Consider the following 20,544-nt stretch of genomic DNA (forward strand, 5'->3'; position numbering starts at 1 on the left):
ATCCCGCGCCAGACACATACGTTTACGCCCGCTCCGCCTCGCTTCCTGACGGGGTAGGCCAACACGCCGTGAGGTCGTTGCAGCGAATTCATTCGCCCGTGCGGGGCCGGCGGCGATCAGCGCCCTGCCAGCCCGCGGACGATCCTGGCGGTCGTGATCACCTGGCCGGTATGGCGCTGCGTGTGCTCCGCCGCGTGGAACAGCAGGCCCAGGACGTTGCTGGGAAGCTGCTGCCGGCCCACGCCGCGGAACTCCAGCAGCGTATCGGGTGACGTGGCGCGGATCTGCGCCAGGGCCCGTTCCACCGCGGCGTGCATCGCGCCCACCAGGTCCGCGGCCGTGCGGGGCGGATCACCCGGGTCCTGCTCGGCGCGCAGATACGCGAACTGCTCCTCGCTCAGCGCCTCGCCACGGGCGTAGGTGAGCAGCCGGTCCAGGCTGCCCGCCGCGTGCGCCAGGTGAAAGCCCACGGACGCAGCCCCGCCGGGCTTCGCCCACAGCTCGTCGTTCGACAGGCCGACCGCGGCCGCCTCCATGTCCTCGGCCGCGCCGATCAGCGCATGGGCAGCCGGCATCAGCAGCGGATGCACGCCTTCGACGGGTCCCCGCATCCAGGCTTCAGGCTTGGTCATCCCCGGTTTCTCTCCACAATCGTCCACACGGGTCACCCCTCGGGCGACGAGATGCGCTCGCGGACCATCCGCGTCAGCGTTTCGCGGTCGTTGAGCGACGGGTCGTCGGTGACGCGCTCCAGCAGGTCGCGCAGGATCTCGCCGTAGAGCGGCCCCGGAGGCAGCCCGAGGGCGCGCAGCTCGCCCCCGCCGATCGCCAGGCCGCCGATCTCCAGCGGAGCCTGCTGGCGCAGCTCGCGGCGGATGCGCTTGCACAGGCGGAGAGTCTCGTCCAGGCGCGGATCGCCTTCCCCTCGCGCCCGCAGGTCGGCGATGCGCAGGCGGACGAGGTCGCGCAGGTACTCCTGCCCGATGCGCCGCAGCCAGCGCCGCAGCTCCGGCGCCGGCGCGTCGGGCGCGGGAAAGCCGGAGTGCTGCGCCACCAGGTGCACCGTCCGGTCGATCTCGGCGTTGGAGAACTTCAGTCGCCGCATCAGCACGTGCGCCGTTGCCGCACCGGCCGCGGCGTGGTCGGGAAAGCCGGCCCCCGCCTGCGTCCGCGGCTTTCCCGCATCGTGCAGCAGCGCCGCGACGCGGAGAACGGTGCGGTGCTCCGGCACCTCACCGACCACCCGGAGCAGGTGCGTCCACACGTCAGCGTGGCCGTCCTTTACGCCGACGCACGCTTCCAGCTCGGGATACAGGTGCCGCAGCGCGCCGCATTGCTGGTACAGCGCCAGCGAGACGGACGGGGGCCGCACCTGCCGCAGCACCTTCAGCAGCTCTTCGCGCACGCGCTCGGCGGACAGGTGCACCAGCTCCGGCGCGGCATCCCGGGCGGCGGCCCAGGTGCCGTCCTCGATCGTCAGACCGAAGCGGCCGGCGAAGCGCAGGGCGCGAAGGACGCGCAGCCGGTCTTCGCAAAAGCGCTCCCCTGCGTCGCCCACGGTGCGCAGCAGGCCAGCGCGAAGGTCGGGGACGCCGCCGTGCGGATCGCGCACCTCGCGCGTCAGCGGGTGCCAGGCGACGGCGTTGATGGTGAAGTCGCGCCTCCGCAGGTCTTCGTCCACCGTCTGGGCGAAGATCACCCGTGCGTGCCGCCCGTCGGTTTCGACGTCTCGGCGAAAGGTGGTCACCTCGTACAGGCGCCCGTCGCGCCCCAGCACGCCCACAGTGCCGTGCGCGACACCCACGGGAACGGTGCGCCTGAAAAGGCGCTGTACGTCGCCCGGGCGCGCGGCCGTGGTGAGGTCCCAGTCTCCCGGGCGGCCGCCGGACAGGGCATCGCGCACGGCACCGCCCACGGCCCAGGTCTGGAACCCGGCATCCTGCAGGCGCCGCGTGATACGGACGACGTCGTCGGGCGCATGCAGGTCCGGACGGGGCGGATCGTGATCGGCTACGGTCACGCGGACACTCGCGGACAGCCGGCGGAACTGAGCACGCAAATCCGCATGCGGGAACGACTTGGCGAAATGGGCACGATGCGTTAGATTCTGCGGTCCGCGAAAAAGTTCCCTCCACACCCGGTGCTGCCCGTGACCCTTGCCGACCTGCTGGACCGCTCCTCCGCGGCCTCTCCCTTTCGCGAAGCCCTCCTTCGCTTCATCGACGACGGCCGCTCCAGCGAGCGAATCAGGTTCGGCTACGGCTGCCCACCGGTAAAGGTTCAGCGGACGCTGCACAAGGCGCTGGTAGAATACCCGGCTCTCCCCATCGAATCAATCGAGCTTCGCGCGTCCTCGGGCTGCGAGTACTTCCGCGGCACGCTCATCGTGCGCACGCTCACCGAAGAGCGCCACATCGCCTTCCACTGGGATTGCAAGTGGCGAGCGGAAAGCGAGGGGTGGCGCGACTGGTTCGGCTTTCCCGACCAGACCCGCGCCGCGCGCGAGTTCGACTGGGACTGCTTCCGCGCATGGAACCAGGAGGAGGTCATCCAGGTGGCCCCGTTGCTCGTGGTGGAGCAGGATGCCGCCCGCCCCCTGATGGTGGACGCCATCCTGGCCTGACGCACCCGGCTTGTGCCAACGTGTTCCGGCCGCCCTCGCCATGAGGGCGGCCGGATTCGTTCCACGACCCCGCCGACAAAGCGTCGCTACGCGATGCACACAGGGGAGCCAGTTAAGCGTACCGCTCAAAAAAGGCCGTGACGTTCCAGGTTGTGCAATCCCCCTGAATGACTGGAACGCGCAAAGTTTTCTGCGTACTGAACCACATTTCGGTTGCAGATGAGTAGATTGATGCCTGGTTAGCACAGGTGCCCAAAGCGCGATGAAGGGTCGGTGACGGCGGGTACGAGCGCGCTACTTCTCTGCCCTACAAGCACTTGTGCTCAGTCGCACCGGATCGGAGTCGGACGCGGTATACGGTATTCAGGACAACATCGGGGGGCTTGCGCGAAAGGGTGATGTTAAGGCATTATGTGTGCGGATGCTATCCGACGCATTTCCCTGCAAGACAAATTTTCTCTCCTGGCCCACCACCCCGCCAGGCCGCGGTCCTTATCCATCCCCCCGGAGCTTCCAATGATTCAGCTGTCGAACGCGTTCGGCACGCGAGGCGTTCGCGTGGTCGGTGCGGGAGCCTACGTGCCGCCCCGCGCGGTGAGCAACGAACACATCACGCAGGCCATCCCCGGCTGGTCGGCCGAGTGGATCGCCGAGAAGACACAGATCCAGGAACGCCGCTTCCTGTGGGACCTGAACCCCGAAGCCGGCGTCACCACGGCCCCCGCCGCGGTGGCGGGCGAGCCCGTGAACAACACCGACATGTGCGAGGCCGCCCTGCGCCGGGCCATGGAGATGGCGGGCATCGAGGGGCACGAGCTCGACGCCGTGTTCGTGGTCACCTGCACGCCAGACCGGGTGAACTTCAGCCACGACGCCATGGAGGTGCACCGCCGCGTGGGGTGCCGCCCCGACTGCTTCGGCCTGCTGATCGACGACGGCTGCGGCGGCACCCCGTACGTGACCGACATGGTGTACAAGATGATCCGCAGCGGCGCCATCCATACCGCGGCGGTCATCGGCAGCGCGTTCACCTCGGCGCTGGTGGACCGCGACGTGTGGAGCGGCGACGTGGCCTCGGCCCCGGGCCGCAAGCGGCTGCCCGCCGCCTTCGGGGCCTACGTGTTCGGCGACGGCGCGGGGGCCATCATCCTGCGCGGCGACGGGCGCCCGGGCGAGGGCATCATCTCATCCATGTCGGGCAACGACTACCTGCAGCTGGTCATCCGCCGCGCCGGCGGGCTGGAAAGCCGCATGGCGGCCGTCGCCAACCGGGCAGACGAGGCGTTCGTGGTGGACGGGCACCTGGTGGCCCGGTCGTACCCCACCTACATGAACGCCTGCATCGACGGCGTTCTGGCCGAGCAGCCGGAGCTCGCCCCGTTGGTGCAGCGGTACTACTTCCACCAGCCCAACAAGCGGCTGATGGACACCTTCGTCAGGCAGTCGGGACTTCCCGCCGACCGCGTGGCGTGCAACGTCGACCGCTACGGCAACACCTCGGCCGCCGGAATGCTGATCCTGCTGGCCGAGGACCTGGAACAGGGCGTCGTGCAGCTGGGCCGGGGCGACCTGGTTCTGATCGCGGCCGTCGGCGCGAACGTGCACTACGGCGCCCAGCTCATCCGCCTGTAGCCGATCTTCCATCCATCTTTCATCGAAGGATTCGCATGTACTCCCGCTCTGTTGCAGCCCTCGCGCTCTGCGTCCTGCTGTCCGCCTGCGGCGATGCCCCCGCGGGCACCGACCGCCACCCCGCCCCCGGCGACGCCGCCCTGTACGGCGGCAGCGCCGAAGTGATCAACTCGTCGCCCCAGACCGGCGCGCGCCCCACGGTGCTGCGCTTCCGATCGGTGGAAGACCCCGACTTTCCCGCCGACCGCGCCGTCTGCGCGCAGGCGCCCTTCCAGACCAACGTGTTCCTGGGCGCCTCGCTGTGGTCGGAGGCGGGCACCGCCTCGTCGGGCCGCATCGTGAACAACGGCGTCCGGCGCGTGGGCAGCGCCACGGCCTGCCTTCGCATCACCGATCCGCGCTTTCCGCCGGGGCTGCCGCAGCAGTTCTACGCGCGGTTCGACACCCCCGAGGGCGTGTTCACCGCGTCGGGCGCGTGCACGCTGATCAGCAACGACGTCCCCCGGGCCGGGCTGGTGATGGGCGGCTGCCACCTGCGCGTGGTGGACGGGCCGTCGTGGATGGCGGGCGGCGCGGTGACCAGCCTGAGCATCTTCAACCCCGCGAAGCTGGCCGGCTTCGCCACCGGCTCGGAGTGGACGGTGCAGTTCTATCCCGAGTCCTGACCGTCGGGTGGCTCGATCAGAGCGAAATAGCCGGCCGATTCGGCTGGTTGTGAGATGAAAAGCAGGCCGTCCTTTCAGGGGCGGCCTGCTTCGTTTCATCCACGTCCGCGCGGTGGCGGGTGGCGGTTTGGAATTCCGGTATCCACGACGCGATATTTCACTCCGTCCACTTGCTGCATCGCCAAGCCCCGCGGAGCGGCGCTCCCGAGGGTACGCGATGTGCCGCGTTTATCCACCCGACGACCCGGAGCCGCAATGAGCCCCACGGCAGGTATGCGCGAGAAGCCTCGTCTGGATACGATCAGCCACTGGCACGTGCTGCCCATTCCCGGAGGGGGCTGGCACGTTTTTGACGGGGGCACCCCGACCCCGGTTGGGGAGTTCGCGCGAAAGAAGGACGCCGTGGCGCTCGCCCGCGAGAAGGCGGCGGCGAGCAACGCGGGCCAGAAAGACCCGAAGAAGCATCGCAGGGTGATCATCTCGCCACGCGCGATCTACAAGACCGAGATCGTTGGGAATGTCGAGCGGTTCGTGCCCCTGCCTGGCGAGCCCCCGCCACGTCGCGCATTCGGGAGCCTGGCAGGCCGGGTCTGGATGTCTCCTGATTTCGACGATCCACTCCCGGAGTTCGAAGAGGAGGACGAATGAGGCTCCTTCTCGATACTCACGCGTTCATCTGGCTGGTCAGTGGGGCACCCGAGCTCTCCGCGGGTGCGCGTCGGATGACGCTCGATCCAGCGAATGAGTTGCTCGTGAGCGCGGCGAGTCTGTGGGAAATGGGGATCAAGTCGAATCAGGGTAGGCTCACCCTCAAAGATCCGTTCATCGAGTTTGTGCGAGAGGGCCTTGGACAGAACGGAATCGACTTGCTGCGGGTCGAGCTCACTCATGTGTTCCGGTTCGAGAGGCTGCCGCGCCTCCACAAGGATCCGTTCGACCGCATGATCGCCGCGCAGGCGCTTGCGGAAGGCATTCCGGTCGTAGGGCGGGACCGGATGCTGGACGAGTACGGTGTAGACCGGCGCTGGTGAGCGTCGAACCCGGCGACGATGGCGATGGCGAGGTGCCGCGCCTTGCCCTGACGGGCCCGCGGGTCCAGTTTTCGTCCATCGCACCTTCCTCCCCCGCGCCCCCTGATGACGTGAACCACCCAACGAACCTTCCGCCCGACGAGCTGGCCCGCATGATCGTCCAGGCCGCGGAGCAGGCGCAGCAGCAGGGCTACTGGCGCGGCGAGGGCTCGGTGACGGAAGACGCGGCCCGGCACCTGTCGCACTTCCTGGGGCTGCTGATGGCCGGCGACGACGACCTTCACCGCCGCGAGCTGGACGTGTACGGGCGCGTGTTCCACGCAGCGGGCAGGGGCGAGCACTCGCACGACGACCTGCGCACGGCGGCGATGGAAAGCATGGAGATGGCCAACGACCCCGACGCGCTCCACGCCTTTCTGACCGACACGCCGGCGTACCTGCGCGCCATCCTGGAGATGGACCGCGAGCGCGGCACCCACAATGCCGACCAGGTGGTGACCGCGCTCGGCGGGCTGGGCCTGGCCATCCTCACGGCGGACGGCCGGGAGACGGTGGAAGAGGACAGCTTGTTCACCACGCACCTCAATCACCTCCGCGGCGAGCTGGACGTCTACGGAGTGGCACTGCCGACGTGACCTGACGCATCCAGGGGCATGGACGAAGGGCCGCTCCCGGCGAGGGGAGCGGCCCTTTCTTCACCCCGGCAACCCGCGCCCGCCTACTTGACGAACAGCATGTCGCGGTAGGTGGGCAGCGGCCAGTAGTCGTCCGGCACCACCTTTTCCAGGCGGTCGGCGGCGGCGCGCACGGCGCCCATGGCCGGGACCACGTTGTCGCGCACGTGGTACGCCTTGCTGTGCACGGTTTCGCCGCCCAGCTCGGCGTTCTGCTCCACCAGCGCGTCCAGCGCGTCGCGAAGCTCGTCCACCAGTTCGTTGACGATCTTCACCGTGCGGGTGAGCCCGCGCGTTTCAACACCCAGCGTGCGGGTGCGGTCGGCGGCGGCCACCAGGTCGTTCAGGTAGCGCACGGCGGCCGGCAGGATCATGGTGCTGGCGATGTCGGCCGTGGTTTCGCCCTCGATGTTCACCGTCTTGAAGTACTGGTCCAGCGCCACCTCGTGCCGGCTTTCCAGCTCGCGGTGCGAAAGGACGCCGTATTTTTCGAAGAGCGCCCGGTTCTTGTCGCCGGGCTGCATCTCCAGCGCGTCGAGCGTGTTGGGCAGGTTCAGCAACCCGCGGCGGGCCGCCTCGTCCTTCCAGTCGTCGCTGTAGCCGTCGCCGTTGAAGATGATGCGCTTGACCTTGCGGATCTCCGACGCGATCAGCGTGCGCAGCGCGTCCTCGAACGACGTCCCCTTCTCCAGCTCCGCATCCAGCAGCGTGTTCAGCTCATCCAGCGACTCGGCCATGATGGTGTTGAGCACCGTGGCCGCGAACGACACCGACTGCGACGAGCCCGGCGCGCGGAACTCGAACTTGTTGCCGGTGAAGGCGAAGGGCGAGGTGCGGTTGCGGTCTCCCGCGTGCTGCGGAAGGTTGGGCAGCACCGGCGAGCCCAGCCCCAGCAGGCCGCCCTGCTTGCTTTCCGTGGCCGTGCCGGCGCGCTCGATCTGCTCGAATACGTCCGCGAGCTGGTCGCCCAGGAACACCGAGATGATGGCCGGCGGCGCCTCGTTGGCGCCCAGGCGGTGGTCGTTGCCGGCGTGCGCCACGGTCGCGCGGATCAGGTCCTGGTGCCGGTCCACCGCGCGCAGCACGGCCGTGCAGAAGAACAGGAACTGCATGTTGTCGTGCGGCGTTTCGCCCGGCTCCAGCAGGTTGGCGCTCTCCGTTCCCAGCGACCAGTTGAGGTGCTTGCCGCTGCCGTTGACGCCCGCGAAGGGCTTTTCGTGAAGCAGGCAGGCCAGGCCGTAGTTCCGCGCCACCTTGCGCAGCGTGATCATCATCAGCTGCTGGTGGTCGGCGGCCAGGTTGGCGTTCTCGTAGATGGGCGCCATCTCGAACTGCCCGGGCGCCACCTCGTTGTGCCGCGTCTTCACGGGCACGCCCAGCCGGTACAGCTCGCGCTCCACTTCCATCATGAACGCCAGGACGCGGTCCGGAATGCTGCCGAAGTAGTGGTCTTCCAGCTCCTGCCCGCGCGGCGGCTTGGCGCCGAACAGCGTGCGCCCCGTGGTCACCAGGTCCGGCCGGCGGTAGAAGAACTCCTGGTCGATCAGAAAGAACTCCTGCTCCGGCCCGCAGGTGGCCGTCACCTTTTCCGACGTGGCGCCGAACAGGGCCAGCGAGCGCTTGGCCTGCACCGCCAGCGCCGACATCGACCGCAGCAGCGGGATCTTGGTGTCGAGCGCGTCGCCCGTCCACGACAGGAACGCCGTGGGAATGCTGAGATAGCACCCGGCCGGCGTCGATACGATGAAGGCGGGCGAGGTGGGGTCCCACGCGGTGTAGCCGCGGGCCTCGAAGGTCGCGCGCAGGCCGCCCGAGGGGAACGACGACGCGTCGGGCTCGCCCTGGATCAGCTCCTTGCCGTTGAACTCGGCGACGGCGCCGCCACCCTCGTTGGGGGTGATGAAGCTGTCGTGCTTTTCGGCGGTGCTGCCGGTCAGCGGCTGGAACCAGTGGGTGAAGTGCGAGGCGCCCTTTTCCAGCGCCCACTCCTTCATGGCCAGCGCCACGGCGTCGGCCACGGAGGGGTCCAGCGGCTCGCCGTGGTCCACGGTGCGGCAGAGCGCCTTGTAGATCTGCTTCGGCAGCCGCGCGCGCATCTCCGCCAGCCCGAAGGTGTTGCTGCCGAAGAGGCTTTCGATGTCCATCGGCTCGGAGGTGCCGTTGCCGTTGCGGCTGTCGGCGCCCCATCCCGTGGCGGCGGCCAGGGTGTCGAACCGGGCGGTGGTCCTGGGCATGGGCTTGGTTCCTTGCAAGGGGTTGAGTGCTGTGTCGCGTCCGTCGGGGCCGCTGCCCCGCCCTGGAATTCAGCCTGCGTCCCCCGTGGGACGCGGGCCCAGCCGCAGGTCGCTGGTTTCCTTGATCGTCGAAAGCACGATGCTCGTGGTGGTCCACTGCACGCCGGGCCACGCCTGGATCTCGGCCAGCAGCCCCTCGAGCGTCGAGGTGCTGTCGGTGCGGATCTTCAGCAGGTGCGATCCCTGGCCGGTGATGCTGTGGCACTCCAGCACTTCGCCATGGGCCATCACCCGCTCCCTGAACTCCGGGTAGTGGGGCGAGCCCGCCATCCCCACGGCGATGAAGGCGGTTACGTCGCGTCCCAGCCGCTTGGGATCCACCACGACGGTGAACCTGCGGATGATCCCGCGTTCCTCGAGCTTCCTCACCCGCTCGCCCACCGCCGGCGACGAAAGCCCCACCGCCTGCGCCAGGTCGTGCTGCGAGGTGCGCCCGTTCTCCTGCAGCATCTCCAGCAGCCGCAGGTCGATCTCATCCAGACGAGTGGGTCCGTTCACTTTATTTTCTTAGGTATAGCAGCCAGTCAGCATAATTTTCGCGACGATAGTTTGCCGTGGCGGCTTACGCAAGAGGTGTGACACGGAATGTTGATGGGGGGATCGGGTCGCCGTCTATGGGCCACACATACTTTTCCCAGTGCGGGGCGAGGCCTCGGCTCCGCTGGGGCGAATGAATTCGCGGCAACGACGGCCCAAAGTCCGCCTGCGCGGACTGCACGCGCAGCCGAGTGCGCGAGGCCAGCCGAAGTGGGATTCAGGTCTCCCCCTCCCCTGCGCAGCGGGGGCCGGGGGGGTTCGCGCGGCATGCAAGGCACCCAGTGGAACCCGACCGAAGTTCTCCCTCTCCGCACGCTGTTTGTGCGGGGAGGGGCCGGGGGAGGGGCCCACGCGAACGAATCCCCCGCGCCGATGCTCCGGCGCGGGGGATTTCGTCTTCAGGGCCGATGTCGCCAGCCGTGGCTCAGGGGCCGATCACCCGCTCAGTGGGCGACGTCCTGACGGCGCAGGAAGTTGTTCACCTGCGTGAAGAACGCCGTGGGCTGCTCGAGCCAGGGGAAGTGCCCCGCCTGCTGGATGACGCTGAAGCGGGCGCCGGGGATCTCGTCGGCATAGGTCTTCGTGCTCTGGAACGGGATGGGGTCGGCGGCGCCGTGGATGACGAGCGCGGGCGCCTGCACCGTCCGCAGCATCGGCCGCAGGTCGAAGTCCGGGCCCAGCGACGCGCGGCCCACCACCATCGTAAACAGCAGCGCGTTGGCCGCGGGGGCCGGGACGTCGCACCAGCTTCCCTTCAGGTTCGACATGTTGGCCGCGTCATGGAAGTAGGCGGGGAACCAGATGCTGAGCAGCTCCTCGCACGCCGCGGCGGGGTCCGGCGACTGCCCGCCCGCCAGCTCGCCAAACAGCTCTCCCTGGCGCTGCAGCGCGGCGGCCGGGGTGCGGGCGATGCGCTCCGCCTCGAACTGCGCGTCGTAGTGCGCCTGCACGGGGCCGGGCGTCACCATCACCAGCCGGTCGACGTTGGCCGGGTACTGCGCCGCGTACATCGGCGCGACCATGGCGCCCCACGAGTGGCCGACCAGGGACAGCTTTCCGATGCCGAAGTGCTGGCGGACGGCTTCCACGTCGGCCACGTGCTGCTGAATGCCCATCTGCGCCGGATCGAAGAGCAGCGTGGACCGGCCCGCCCCGCGCGAATCGTAGAAGATCACGGTGCGGCCGTTGGCGAGCGGCGCCAGGTCGCGGTCCAGGTAGCCCAGCGACAACCCGGGGCCGCCGGAGATCACCACGGCCGTGTCGGGACCGCTGCCGTACACGCGGTAGAACAGCTGGACGCCGCCCGCGCCGGGCAGGTATCCCTCGCCGGTCTTTGGCGCATCGTACGAGGTCGCCAGCGGGGCGGACGTTCCGGCGGAGACGGTGGGAGCGTCGTCGCACGCGGCGGCGGCGAGGGGAAGCAGCAGGGCAAGAGTGCGGATCTTCATGGCGATCACCCGGTGGTCGGGAGGTTTTTGGATGTTTTTCAATGCCCGGCACTCCGCCGCGGCACGTCCTCCGTAAAGGCAGAGACGGGGCCGGGAGCGGCACGGCGTACCGCCATCAAGCTAAGTGTTTGTCGAAAAGCAGCTTGCTTGAGGACGGGGACGCCGGACGAGCTCCGCCGGCGCGGGGCATCTCCGACCCAGCGGGGAGACCCCGTCCCACCGCCGTGTATCTACCGTTCCGCCAAGGGGTTGCCTCAATGGGTCAGGTGACCCGGATGCCGCGGGTGCAGAACACGAAAAAAAGCGCCCCTCCGGAGACACGGAGAGGCGTCCAAGGTGCGGGGGAAGGTCGAGAATCAGTGCTCGTAGCGGCCCGCTTCGATCACCTCGCGGATCGCACCGAGATCCTGCCCGTGCACGCCGATGGCCAGCATCAGCTCGATGCGGGCCTGCTGCCCGGTCATGTGGTCGGCCAAGATGGCGCCCATCTCGCGCAGCATGTGGCCGCCGCCAGGATAGGCATAGGTATCCAGCACCCGTCCGCGCAGCGACCGCGAGGTGATGACCATTGGCCGTCCCGCATCTGCCCACCGCTGCATGCCGGGCATCACCTCCGGCGGCACGTTTCCCCGCCCCAGCGCCTCCAGTACGATGCCCTGTGCCCCGCTTTGCAGGCTGGCCTCCAGCAGCCGCGAGTCCGCGCCCGCGACGATCTTCACCAGGTCCACCGGCGTGGCGGGTGCGGAGGGCGTCAGCGGCGGCTTGCGGCGCGACTCGCGATAGAAGAGCACGCGGCCCTTGTCGGTGACGCCCAGCGGGCCCCAGTTGGGCGAGCGGAAGGTGCCTGCCGCCTCGGTGTGGGTCTTCACCACCTCCGCTCCCTGCACGATCTCGTCGTCCATTACCACCATCGTCCCGCGGCCGCCGGCTTCCGGCGCCGCCGCCACCTCGATGGCCGCCATCAGGTTGGCGGGCCCGTCCCACGACAGCTCCGACGAGTTGCGCATGGCCCCCGTGATGACGACGGGGTGGCCGGACGCGATGGACCGGTCCAGCAGGTACGCCGTCTCTTCGATGGTGTCCGTGCCGTGGGTGACCACCACGCCGTCGTAGCCCTCGTCGAGCGCGGCGAGCACGGCGGCCCGCATCTCCCACATGCGCTCGATGGTCACGTGCGGCCCCGGCAGGCGCCCGAACTCGCGCACCTCCACCCGCGCCACCTCCTGCACGCCGGGGATGAAGTCCAGGATCTCGCGCCCGCTCAGCCGCGGGACGGCGCCGCCCCGCTCCGGGTCTACCTGCATGGAGATGGTGCCGCCCGTGGCCAGCAGCAGCACGCGCGGCTTAGCCACAGAGCACGCTCCCGCCGTTGACGTTCAGCACTTCGCCCGTCACGTGGCGCGCCAGGGTGGAGCAGAGAAAGACGATGGGGCCGGCCACGTCGTCGGCGCTGGCCACGCGGCCCAGGGGAATGCCTGCCTCGATAGGCCCACGTCGTTCGGCCAGCGGCCGCTCGATCATTTCGGTGTCGATCCACCCCGGCGCCACGCAGTTCACCGTCACGTCGCGCTCCGCCAGCTCCACCGCGACGGACTTGGTGAACGAGATCAGCGCCCCCTTGCTGGCGGCGTAGTCCGCGTGGAACGCCTCGCCGCGCTGCCCGGCGGTGGACGAGACGATGACGATGCGCCCGCCGTCCGTCACGAAGCGCGCGGCGAGCCGCACGGTCTGGAAGACGGAGGTGAGGTTGGCGGTGATCGTGCGCTCCCACTGCGCGTCGGCCATGCCGGCCAGCGGCACGTCGTCGGGCACCCAGATGCCCGCGTTGGCCACGAACACGTCCACGCCTCCCAGTTCCACCAGGCAGCGCTCGAACAGCATCTCGGCGCCCCAGGGGGTGCTCACGTCGGCGGCCTGCGCAAAGGCGCGCACGCCCAGGTCGCGCGCCAGGCCCACGACTTCGTTGGCCTCGGCCTCGCGGGTGGCGTAGCCCACGCCTACGTCGGCGCCGGCGCGCGCCAGCATCAGCGCCGTGGCGCGCCCCACGCCGCGCGACGCGCCCGACACCAGCGCGCGGCGGCCTCTGAGTCCCAGCATCAGGCGGTTGTCCACTTCCCCCCCAGCTCCTCGGCGTGGTGCCGCTCGGTGTCCAGTATCTCGCCGAGCAGCGCGCGGGTCGTGTCGTCCATCCCGGTCCTCAGCAGCTGCTCGTAGCGAAGCACCTCGGCCTCTTCGCGGACCCGGGCCGCGGCTTCCCACGCCTCCATCCTCACCGCCTGGGACGAGACGTGGTCGAGGTCGGTGAGGCCGGCGCCCAGTTCCAGCAGGCGTGCCGTCAGGCGGGAAAGGTGGTGCTGCTCGTCGGCGTGCAGCTCGTTGCAGCGCTCGCTTAGCTCGGCGTCGCCGCGGTCTTCGGCCTGCGCGGCCAGCCCGCGGTAGAAAAGCGCCTGCTCCTTCTCGGCCGCGCGCGCCTCGTGAAGGGCTTGAATGAGGTTCAAAACTGGTCCGGGCTGTGGCGGGTAAAGATGCACGTTCTGGACGGTTTGGGTGCTAGATTTCAGGTGCCTGTTCGACCGGCGCCTGAACCCCGCACCAAACTCGCAGATCGGCCGGGATTATGCAATTTGAAGACGAATACGCGATCATGGGACCCATCCGGGGTGCGGTAACGATCGCGCGAGGCCACGGCATCAGGGAATTGGCCGAACTGCGGGCGGAGTTCGGGCCGGGCCAGTGGCGCAAGAGAAAAGGCGTCGCTACCGTTCTTGTAAGACGGACAGGCGACGTCCTCGAAGCCGAGCTTCACTGGTACGAGGCTGCCGGAATCGGGAAGCGGCGGATGAAGCTGAAGCGGAGATTGCGATGAACGTAAACGTCGCGCCGAGTGACGAAGCGACGACTCACGAGGAGGGCTGTAATGAAGATCAAGCCACCGGCAGAGAGCGAGCAGTTTCTGGTTTGTGTCGATAACGAAGGCTACCGCTTCGATCTCCTGGTGGAGAAGCGGTACCGGGTGATCCCCGATCCAGACGGCGAAGAGGTCGGGCTGGTCCGTATCGTTGACGAAACCGGCGAAGACTACCTGTACCCACGCAGCATGTTCGCGCCAGTGGAGCCGTCACAGGCTGCGCCAGGCGAGATGCTTCGCGCGTCCTGAAGCGCACGTCAGGCGGGAGAGCATATGGAAGATTCGCAACGCCAGCGCGGCCAACTCGGACGATGCGTGCAGAACATGGGCTATGAGGTAGACCTCCGGGTGGGAAGTGTCTACCAACTGCTCCCGGACCCGGTAGGCGAGCGCCGCGGGTTCCTGCGAGTGGTCGATGAAGACGGGGAAGACTTCATGTTCCCGAAACGCTGCTTTCTGCTCATCGAAGCGGCGCACGCAGAGGAGAGCACGTTCCCGACCTCTTCCTGACCTGCGAGAGGACGCGTATGGGCAGTCAACAGAGAGCGCGCGGCCGGTTCGTGCAATGCGTGCGCAACGACGGGCTCGAGATTTCTCTCGAACTACACCGTTGGTACGAGGTGCTCCCTGACCCCGAGTGGGAAAGCCGGGGATGCATCCGTGTCATCGACGACTCCGGCGAGGACTACGTGTACCATCCGCGGTACTTCGCGATTTCAGATCCTGCCGAGCAGGCGGACGGGAACGCGGTCCCACGGGATCCCTGATCGCGTTCCCCTGCACTACTTCTTACGAGCAGCCTTCCACGTACTCCACCTGCGGGTGCTGGCCGGCGCGGAAGCGGAGCACGCGGCTGCCGTCCGTCTCGAAGACCAGCAGGCGCGTCGTGTCTCCGTCCGCCGGGCGCACGACGAGGTAGTGGCCGTCGGTGTACTTGTGGGGCTGCACCTCCACACGGCCGGGATACGTCTGCTGGATTCGTGCTTCCAAGTCCCCGATTCGCGCGCCTTCCACCGTGGCGACGTTCCCCGAGTCCACCTCCACGCGCACTACGCGCGCTCCCTCCAGCATCACCATCATCCCCTCGGGCAACTGACCTGAGCGGGCGTACTGGCACCCCTCCGGACCGTCTACCGCGCCCACGGCCTGGCCATCGGGCTGAAAATCGCCGCCGAGCGCGGCGCGCGCCTCGCCCACCGTCATCCCGACGCGGAGCGGGCCGGCCCCGTCGAACCGCAGCGCCCACGTGGTGTCGCCGGCGAGCTGCGGCGTGGTGACGGTAGCGGGTGCGGAGTCGCCCGGCGCGGCGGTGGACGCCGGACGCTCGTCGCCTGGGCCGCAGGCAGCGAGAACGGAGAGAGCGAACAGCGGCAGCAGGCGGTGCATCGGCAGGGATATCTTCTGGCGAGAGATGGCGCGCACATCGGCGAGTCCGGGATGCGGGCCCTGAGGTACCCCTGCCAGGGGCGATTGGTTACAGCAGACCCATCAGGAAGCCAACGATCGCGGGTTGCAGGATGCTGACGGCAGGTGTATCAATGGCTTCCCGCTCGCACGTCGCTCATGCATCACCCAATCGCGGCTTTCCTCCCACATTCATGCCGGATTCGACCACAACGAGCGGCAGGCGCGCCGATGTCACCAGGGAGCCGCGCGGAAGGCTCGCCGCGGTGTCCGATGCGGGGCGAAGGGCGTGGCTCCCTCTCTGGGTGGCGCTGGCGTGCCTGCCGGTGCTCGCGGCGCCGTGGATCAGCCGCGCGCTTCACCCGCGTCCAAAGGCCTTCAACTCCGACCTGGCCATTCCCGTGCTGATGATTCGCGCCCGGGAATGGAGCCTGTTCGACGTCTACTACTGGGGCCAGGACCGGCTGGGCACGTGGCACCTGCTGCTGCTGCGGGCGGCCAGCCAGGTTTCGGGGCACGCGTTCGACTACGCGGACCTGCACCTGGCGGGCACCGCGTGGGTGCTGATGGCGGCCGTGGTGATGGCGCGCCTGGCGGGCGCCTGGGGGTGGGCGGCGGGGGGACTGCTGGCCGCCGTGCTCGTGGGCAACTCCGATTCCCGCGTTCCCCTCTTCGACGCCGCGCACCCCTACGCCTGGCAGATCACCGCCATCATGCTCGCCTGGTGGGGGCTCCGAAGGCTCGGCGATCGGCCGGACGCCGAGGGGCGCGGCCGTTGGCGGTTGCGCGGCGCTACCGCCTGCGCCGTGTTCCTGGCGCAGTGGACGTCGCCGCTGAGCGGGCAGATGCTCCTGATGGTGGCGGGGGTCGAGGCCCTCCGGGCGCACGGGCTTGATGCGGCGCCGGGCCGCTCCCTCCCGCGGAGGCTGGCGGAGAGCGGGCTGGTCGTGATGGGGGGGATGCTCGCCGGGCGGCTGCTCCGCGCCGGCTTCGACCTCTACTGCCACGTCCGGTTCGGCAGCTATTTCCGAACGGGCCTGGTGATCGACCACGGGCACCTGGCGGACAACGCGTGGCGCGTCTGGAAAAGGCTGGCCGCATCCGCCTCCATGCCCCTGCTGGTGTTGGCGACCTTCGGCGCGCTCGCCGCCGCCGTCGTGCTGTGGCGGGCGCGCGGGGGGCGGTCCCCCGCGTGGCGGGTGGAGGGCGCGGCCCTGGTGCTCGCCTGCTGGATGATGGCCGTCGTCCAGGTGCCGGTGTTCTTTCTCGTGCGCCACGTGCGCATGAACGATTTCCACGTACGCTATTTCTCGCTCGTCTTCGTCTTCGGGACGCTCGCCGGGCTGATCACGCTGGTGTGCCTGGCGGCGAGCCTTCCCGGCGTGTCGCGCCGGTGGCGGGGGGTGCTGGCGCTGGCGGGGATCGCGGGGCTTGCGGCGGGCGTGCTGCGGGTGCCGGCATCGGCCGCGGCGTACCCGCAGGGCCTGGGGAACGTCGCCGTCCGTCTGGAGATGCGGGCCCCGGGGGCGACGCTCCTGGGCGGCTACTGGAGCACGTACGTCTTTGCGGCGCTGCAGCGGTCCGGGACCATGCTCCACCCGGTCCCGTGCGAAGGGCGGCAGGTTCGCACTCCCTGGTGGGCCGACGAGGTGCCGCGGCGCCGCTGGGTGATCGTGGTGGGAAACACGTGGGAGTGCCCCGACGCCGGCTCGCGCGCCGACCCCGCGCCCTGGGTATACCAGCACGGGGCGCTGCTGCGGCTGGTCCAGGGAAACCTGGAACGCGGCGCCGACGTCAGCTTCGCCCTCTACGAGAACGCCACCGCGCGCGCGGTGGCCCACACCGCGCAGCCCGCGGCCGCCACCTGGCGCTACTGCCAGGCGGGCGCGACGCTACGAATGAGCTTTCCCGCGCGCGGGGAGGCGTTGGTGATGGTCGCCCGCGTGGCGCGCTCGCCAGCCGCTACCCTGCTGGCGGCGCCCGTCTTCGCCGACGGCAGGGTGGGACAGCCGGTGCCCATGGCCGCGACGGGGCGCCTGCACCGCGCGGAGTTGCGCGCGGCCGGGGCGCGACTGGTGGGTGCGCGCATCACCGTGCGGGGCGTCGCGCCACTCAAGGCGCGGCAGACGTGCATCGCGGCGAACAGCCTCGTCGTAATCCCGGATCCCCCAACGGAGCGCTGACTTCGCGAGGGAGGCGCCGCGCGGAACGTTCCTTCTCCCGAAACTCCTGGCTTCACCGAAATGTCGCCGGACGAAACGAAGGGCCGGCTCCATGGCGTGGAGCCGGCCCCTTCTGTCCGCATGCGAAATTCTCCGCCCCTACCGCATCCCCAGCGATCGAAGCAGCAGCGCCACGGCCACCGTCATGCGGGCATCATCCAGCCGAGCGCGCCCGCTGCACCCATGCGGTCCGCCAGCGCGGGAAGCCCGTCGGGGTCGGCCTCGGCCTGGGCTTCCAGGGCGTGGGTGAACAGCGCGTCCGCCGCCAGCAGCGGAAGCGCCTCTTCGCGGCTTTCCCCGCGCAGCCGGGCGTAGAGCGCCAGCGCGGCGGCCGCCAGCGCGTCCGGGACGGGGAGCGCCGGGTCGGCGGGGAGCACGGAGACCATCGCGTCGAGCAGCGCGGGAGGCGCGCCCCGCAGCCGCCCGCGGATCCACTCTTCCGCCGGGTTCACGCGGGAGCGCCGGCCAGCAGCCCTTCCACGATCTCCCGCACCTTTTCCATTGCGCCGGGGACGCGCGAGGGATCGCCCACGCCGGCCTGCGCCATGTGCGGCTTGCCGCCGCCCTTTCCTCCCGCCAGGGCCGCCACCTCGCGAACGACTGCATCGGCCCGAATGCCGCGCCGAATCAGGTCGTCCGTGACCACCACGACAATCATCGGCTTTCCGCCCTCGGTTTCGGCCAGCACGGCGACACCGCTCCCCAGTCGCTCGCGGAGAACGTCGCCCAGGGCCTTCATCTCCTCGACGCTGCCGAATGCTCCGCTGGAAGTCACCACCCGCACGCCGTCCAGCGACGCGGCCGAGGCCAGCAGTGTCGACACCACGTCGCCGCCGCCGGAGGTGCGCGCCTTTTCCACCTGCTTCTGCAGGTCGCGGCCCTGCTCCAGCACCTGCTGGATGCGCGGCAGCAGGTTCTCCTCGCGCGTCTTCAGCAGGGTGGCGGCCTCACGCAGGGTGCGTTCGTCGCGGCGCACCCGTGCGAACGCCTCGCGCCCGGTCACCGCCTCGATGCGCCGCACCCCCGCCGCCACGCCGCTTTCCGAGAGGATGCGGAAGAGGCCGATCTGCCCCGTCGTCCGCACGTGGGTGCCGCCGCACAATTCCATCGACACGCCGGGGATTTCCACCACCCGCACCACGTCGCCGTACTTTTCGCTGAACAGGGCCATGGCGCCCCGGGTGATGGCGTCGGGGTACGCCATCTGGTTGGAGCAGACGTCGTAGTTGGCCCACACCGCCTCGTTCACCATCCCCTCGACGGTGGAAACCTGCTCCGGCGTCATGGGCCCGCCGTGCGTGAAGTCGAAGCGCAGGCGGTCGGGCGCCACCAGCGATCCGCGCTGGTGCACATGCTCGCCCAGCACGCGGCGCAGCGCGGCGTGAAGCAGGTGCGTGGCGGTGTGGTTGCGCTCGGTGTCGCGACGGGGCGGCTCGTCCACCTCCGCCGTCACCGGGCCGGGGATGAAGTCGCCCTCCACCGGGCCGACGACAGCCACGCGACCCGCCACCTTGCGCACCTCGTTCACGGCCATCGACCAGCCGTCGCCGCGCACGTGGCCGCGGTCGCTCACCTGGCCGCCGCTTTCGGCGTAGAACGGGTTCTCGCGCAGCTGCAGCGCCATCCGCCCGTCCTCCATCCGCCGGAACGCCAGGATGTCGGTCTGCGCCGCCGTGGCACGATACGCGGCGAAGTCCTGGTCGGCCGTGTCGCCCGGCACCTCTTCCCACCCCATGGCGAACGCGTCCGCCTCCACGCCGATGCCGGCCGCCTTGCGGTCCTCACGGCTGCGGTGGCGCTGGGCATCCAGCTCGCGCTCGAAGCCCTCCAGGTCCACCGCGTAGCCCCGCTCCTGCGCCATCAGCTCCGTCAGGTCCACCGGAAAGCCGAAGGTGTCGTACAGCTTGAAGACCTGCGCGCCGGCGATGGTCCCGCTGCCCCCCGCGGGCGCCAGCTGATCGAACAGCTTGATCCCCGCGTCGATGGTCGCCAAGAAGCGCTCCTCCTCCGCCCGCGTGTTGCTCACGATGTACTCTCGGCGCGCCAGCAGCTCGGGAAACGTCACCCCCATGCGGTCGATGACGGCCTCGACGACTTCCACCAGCGTCGGCGCGCGGCGGCCCAGCAGGTACGCGTGGCGAACCGCGCGGCGCAGGATACGCCGCAGCACGTACCCGCGGCCCTCGTTCGACGGGAACACACCGTCCGCCAGCAGGAACGCCGTGGCCCGCCCGTGGTCCGCCAGCACGCGATAGGATACGCCCTGTTCCGTGTCGTACTCGTACGGCACGCCCACGACATCGACGGCGCGGGCGATCACGTCGGCGAACAGGTCTGTCTTGTAGTTGGCGTCTACGCCCTGGAGAACCGACGCCAGCCGCTCCAGCCCCATCCCGGTGTCCACGCAGGGCGCGGGCAGCGGATGAAGCTCGCCGTCGGCGTCGCGGTCGAACTGCATGAAGACCAGGTTCCAGATCTCCAGGAACTCGCCCTTCTCACCCAGCTCCTCGAACTCCTCGCGCGACACTTCGGTCCCGCGCCGCCGCTCGGGGCGCAGGTCGAAGTGGATCTCCGAGCAGGGGCCGCAGGGTCCCGTGTCGGCCATCTGCCAAAAGTTGTCCTTGTCGCCCAGCCCAAAGACGCGCTCGGGGCTGATGCCGGCGATCTCCAGCCACAGCTGCCGCGCCTCGTCGTCGGTGTGGTGCACCGTCACCCACAGCCGCTCCCGGGGAATGCCGAACTCCTCGGTCAGCAGCTCCCAGGCGAAGCGGATGGCGTCGCGCTTGAAGTAGTCGCCGAACGAGAAGTTGCCCAGCATCTCGAAGAAGGTGTGGTGGCGCGCCGTGACGCCCACCGCCTCCAGGTCGTTGTGCTTGCCGCCCGCGCGCACGCACTTCTGGCTGGTGGCGGCGCGGGTGAACGGCACCTCCTCCATGCCCAGGAACACCTTCTTGAACTGCACCATCCCCGCGTTGGTGAACAGCAGCGTGGGATCGTCGCCCGGAACGAGCGACGACGACGGCCGCACGGCGTGCCCCTGGCGGGCGAAGTAGTCCAGAAAACGGGAGCGGATTTCGTCGGCGCGCATGGATCCGTCGGGCGAGGG

Annotated in this window: 20 protein-coding genes; 9 read left to right on the top strand and 11 right to left on the bottom strand. The window is 69.4% G+C overall.

The annotated features are described in order from the left end of the window. Positions 1-116: 116 nt before the first annotated feature. Together VGB24_RS01060 and VGB24_RS01065 are read right to left on the bottom strand one after the other, a co-directional pair. Positions 117-632 (bottom strand): DinB family protein, encoded by a 516-nt coding sequence (locus VGB24_RS01060; RefSeq protein WP_331071100.1) that lies wholly within the window; start codon positions 630-632, stop codon positions 117-119. Positions 633-664: 32 nt separating this feature from the next. Beyond that, on the bottom strand, positions 665-2,020 hold the full coding sequence (locus VGB24_RS01065) for a CCA tRNA nucleotidyltransferase (protein ID WP_331071101.1): 1,356 nt from the start codon (positions 2,018-2,020) through the stop codon (positions 665-667). Between the two features lie 129 nt (positions 2,021-2,149). Between VGB24_RS01065 and VGB24_RS01070 the strand changes: the two genes are divergently transcribed. The 6 genes from VGB24_RS01070 to VGB24_RS01095 all read left to right on the top strand — a co-directional run bounded on the left by VGB24_RS01070 (position 2,150) and on the right by VGB24_RS01095 (position 6,586). Further along, positions 2,150-2,623, top strand: a complete 474-nt coding sequence (locus VGB24_RS01070) for a hypothetical protein (protein WP_331071102.1) — start codon at positions 2,150-2,152, stop codon at positions 2,621-2,623. A 516-nt stretch (positions 2,624-3,139) separates the two neighbouring features. Beyond that, the gene (locus VGB24_RS01075) at positions 3,140-4,255 is read left to right on the top strand and encodes a 3-oxoacyl-ACP synthase III family protein (RefSeq protein ID WP_331071103.1); all 1,116 of its coding nucleotides are present in this window, start codon (positions 3,140-3,142) and stop codon (positions 4,253-4,255) included. A 35-nt stretch (positions 4,256-4,290) separates the two neighbouring features. After that, the gene (locus VGB24_RS01080) at positions 4,291-4,920 is read left to right on the top strand and encodes a hypothetical protein (protein ID WP_331071104.1); all 630 of its coding nucleotides are present in this window, start codon (positions 4,291-4,293) and stop codon (positions 4,918-4,920) included. 255 nt (positions 4,921-5,175) lie between these two features. Then, positions 5,176-5,568: a DUF2188 domain-containing protein gene (locus tag VGB24_RS01085; protein ID WP_331071105.1), complete on the top strand. Its 393-nt coding sequence runs from the start codon at positions 5,176-5,178 to the stop codon at positions 5,566-5,568. Then, positions 5,565-5,951 carry a type II toxin-antitoxin system VapC family toxin gene (locus tag VGB24_RS01090; protein WP_331071106.1) on the top strand — a complete coding sequence of 129 codons (387 nt, stop codon included), beginning with the start codon at positions 5,565-5,567 and terminating at the stop codon, positions 5,949-5,951. The genes VGB24_RS01085 and VGB24_RS01090 overlap by 4 nt, the downstream gene beginning before the upstream one ends. A 110-nt stretch (positions 5,952-6,061) precedes the next feature. Beyond that, complete coding sequence (locus VGB24_RS01095) at positions 6,062-6,586, top strand: hypothetical protein (RefSeq protein WP_331071107.1); 525 nt, start codon at positions 6,062-6,064, stop codon at positions 6,584-6,586. Between the two features lie 83 nt (positions 6,587-6,669). Here VGB24_RS01095 and VGB24_RS01100 read toward each other — a convergent pair whose 3' ends face one another. The 6 genes from VGB24_RS01100 to VGB24_RS01125 form a co-directional block, all read right to left on the bottom strand. Then, positions 6,670-8,859 carry a glutamine synthetase III gene (locus VGB24_RS01100; protein WP_331071108.1) on the bottom strand — a complete coding sequence of 730 codons (2,190 nt, stop codon included), beginning with the start codon at positions 8,857-8,859 and terminating at the stop codon, positions 6,670-6,672. Positions 8,860-8,928: 69 nt separating this feature from the next. Beyond that, entirely contained in the window at positions 8,929-9,417 is a 489-nt protein-coding gene (locus tag VGB24_RS01105; protein ID WP_331071109.1) for an Lrp/AsnC family transcriptional regulator, read from the bottom strand. Positions 9,418-9,899: 482 nt separating this feature from the next. After that, a complete protein-coding gene (locus VGB24_RS01110) occupies positions 9,900-10,904 on the bottom strand; it encodes an alpha/beta hydrolase (protein ID WP_331071110.1) in 1,005 nt (334 codons plus the stop codon). Between the two features lie 356 nt (positions 10,905-11,260). After that, the gene (locus VGB24_RS01115) at positions 11,261-12,256 is read right to left on the bottom strand and encodes an asparaginase (RefSeq protein ID WP_331071111.1); all 996 of its coding nucleotides are present in this window, start codon (positions 12,254-12,256) and stop codon (positions 11,261-11,263) included. Then, entirely contained in the window at positions 12,249-13,001 is a 753-nt protein-coding gene (locus VGB24_RS01120; protein ID WP_331021687.1) for an SDR family NAD(P)-dependent oxidoreductase, read from the bottom strand. Before VGB24_RS01120 ends, VGB24_RS01115 begins: the two co-directional genes overlap by 8 nt. Further along, a complete protein-coding gene (locus tag VGB24_RS01125) occupies positions 13,001-13,402 on the bottom strand; it encodes a ferritin family protein (protein ID WP_331071112.1) in 402 nt (133 codons plus the stop codon). Before VGB24_RS01125 ends, VGB24_RS01120 begins: the two co-directional genes overlap by 1 nt. A gap of 419 nt (positions 13,403-13,821) precedes the next feature. Between VGB24_RS01125 and VGB24_RS01130 the strand changes: the two genes are divergently transcribed. Beyond that, positions 13,822-14,061 carry a hypothetical protein gene (locus VGB24_RS01130; protein ID WP_331071113.1) on the top strand — a complete coding sequence of 80 codons (240 nt, stop codon included), beginning with the start codon at positions 13,822-13,824 and terminating at the stop codon, positions 14,059-14,061. A 24-nt stretch (positions 14,062-14,085) separates the two neighbouring features. After that, a complete protein-coding gene (locus VGB24_RS01135) occupies positions 14,086-14,322 on the top strand; it encodes a hypothetical protein (RefSeq protein ID WP_331071114.1) in 237 nt (78 codons plus the stop codon). A gap of 279 nt (positions 14,323-14,601) precedes the next feature. On the opposite strand, the gene VGB24_RS01140 is transcribed toward VGB24_RS01135, so the two are convergent. Beyond that, the gene (locus VGB24_RS01140; RefSeq protein WP_331071115.1) at positions 14,602-15,198 is read right to left on the bottom strand and encodes a hypothetical protein; all 597 of its coding nucleotides are present in this window, start codon (positions 15,196-15,198) and stop codon (positions 14,602-14,604) included. A gap of 323 nt (positions 15,199-15,521) precedes the next feature. Here VGB24_RS01140 and VGB24_RS01145 point away from each other — a divergent pair, with 323 nt between their 5' ends. Further along, the gene (locus VGB24_RS01145; RefSeq protein ID WP_331071116.1) at positions 15,522-17,399 is read left to right on the top strand and encodes a hypothetical protein; all 1,878 of its coding nucleotides are present in this window, start codon (positions 15,522-15,524) and stop codon (positions 17,397-17,399) included. A gap of 182 nt (positions 17,400-17,581) precedes the next feature. Here the strand turns inward: VGB24_RS01145 and VGB24_RS01150 are convergent, their stop codons facing one another. Next, on the bottom strand, positions 17,582-17,890 hold the full coding sequence (locus VGB24_RS01150; RefSeq protein ID WP_331071117.1) for a hypothetical protein: 309 nt from the start codon (positions 17,888-17,890) through the stop codon (positions 17,582-17,584). After that, positions 17,887-20,526, bottom strand: coding sequence for an alanine--tRNA ligase (gene alaS, locus VGB24_RS01155; RefSeq protein WP_331071118.1), 2,640 nt, complete (start codon positions 20,524-20,526; stop codon positions 17,887-17,889). The genes VGB24_RS01150 and alaS overlap by 4 nt, the downstream gene beginning before the upstream one ends. Positions 20,527-20,544: the final 18 nt, after the last annotated feature.

This window comes from Longimicrobium sp. (assembly GCF_036399935.1).
GTDB lineage: Bacteria > Gemmatimonadota > Gemmatimonadetes > Longimicrobiales > Longimicrobiaceae > Longimicrobium.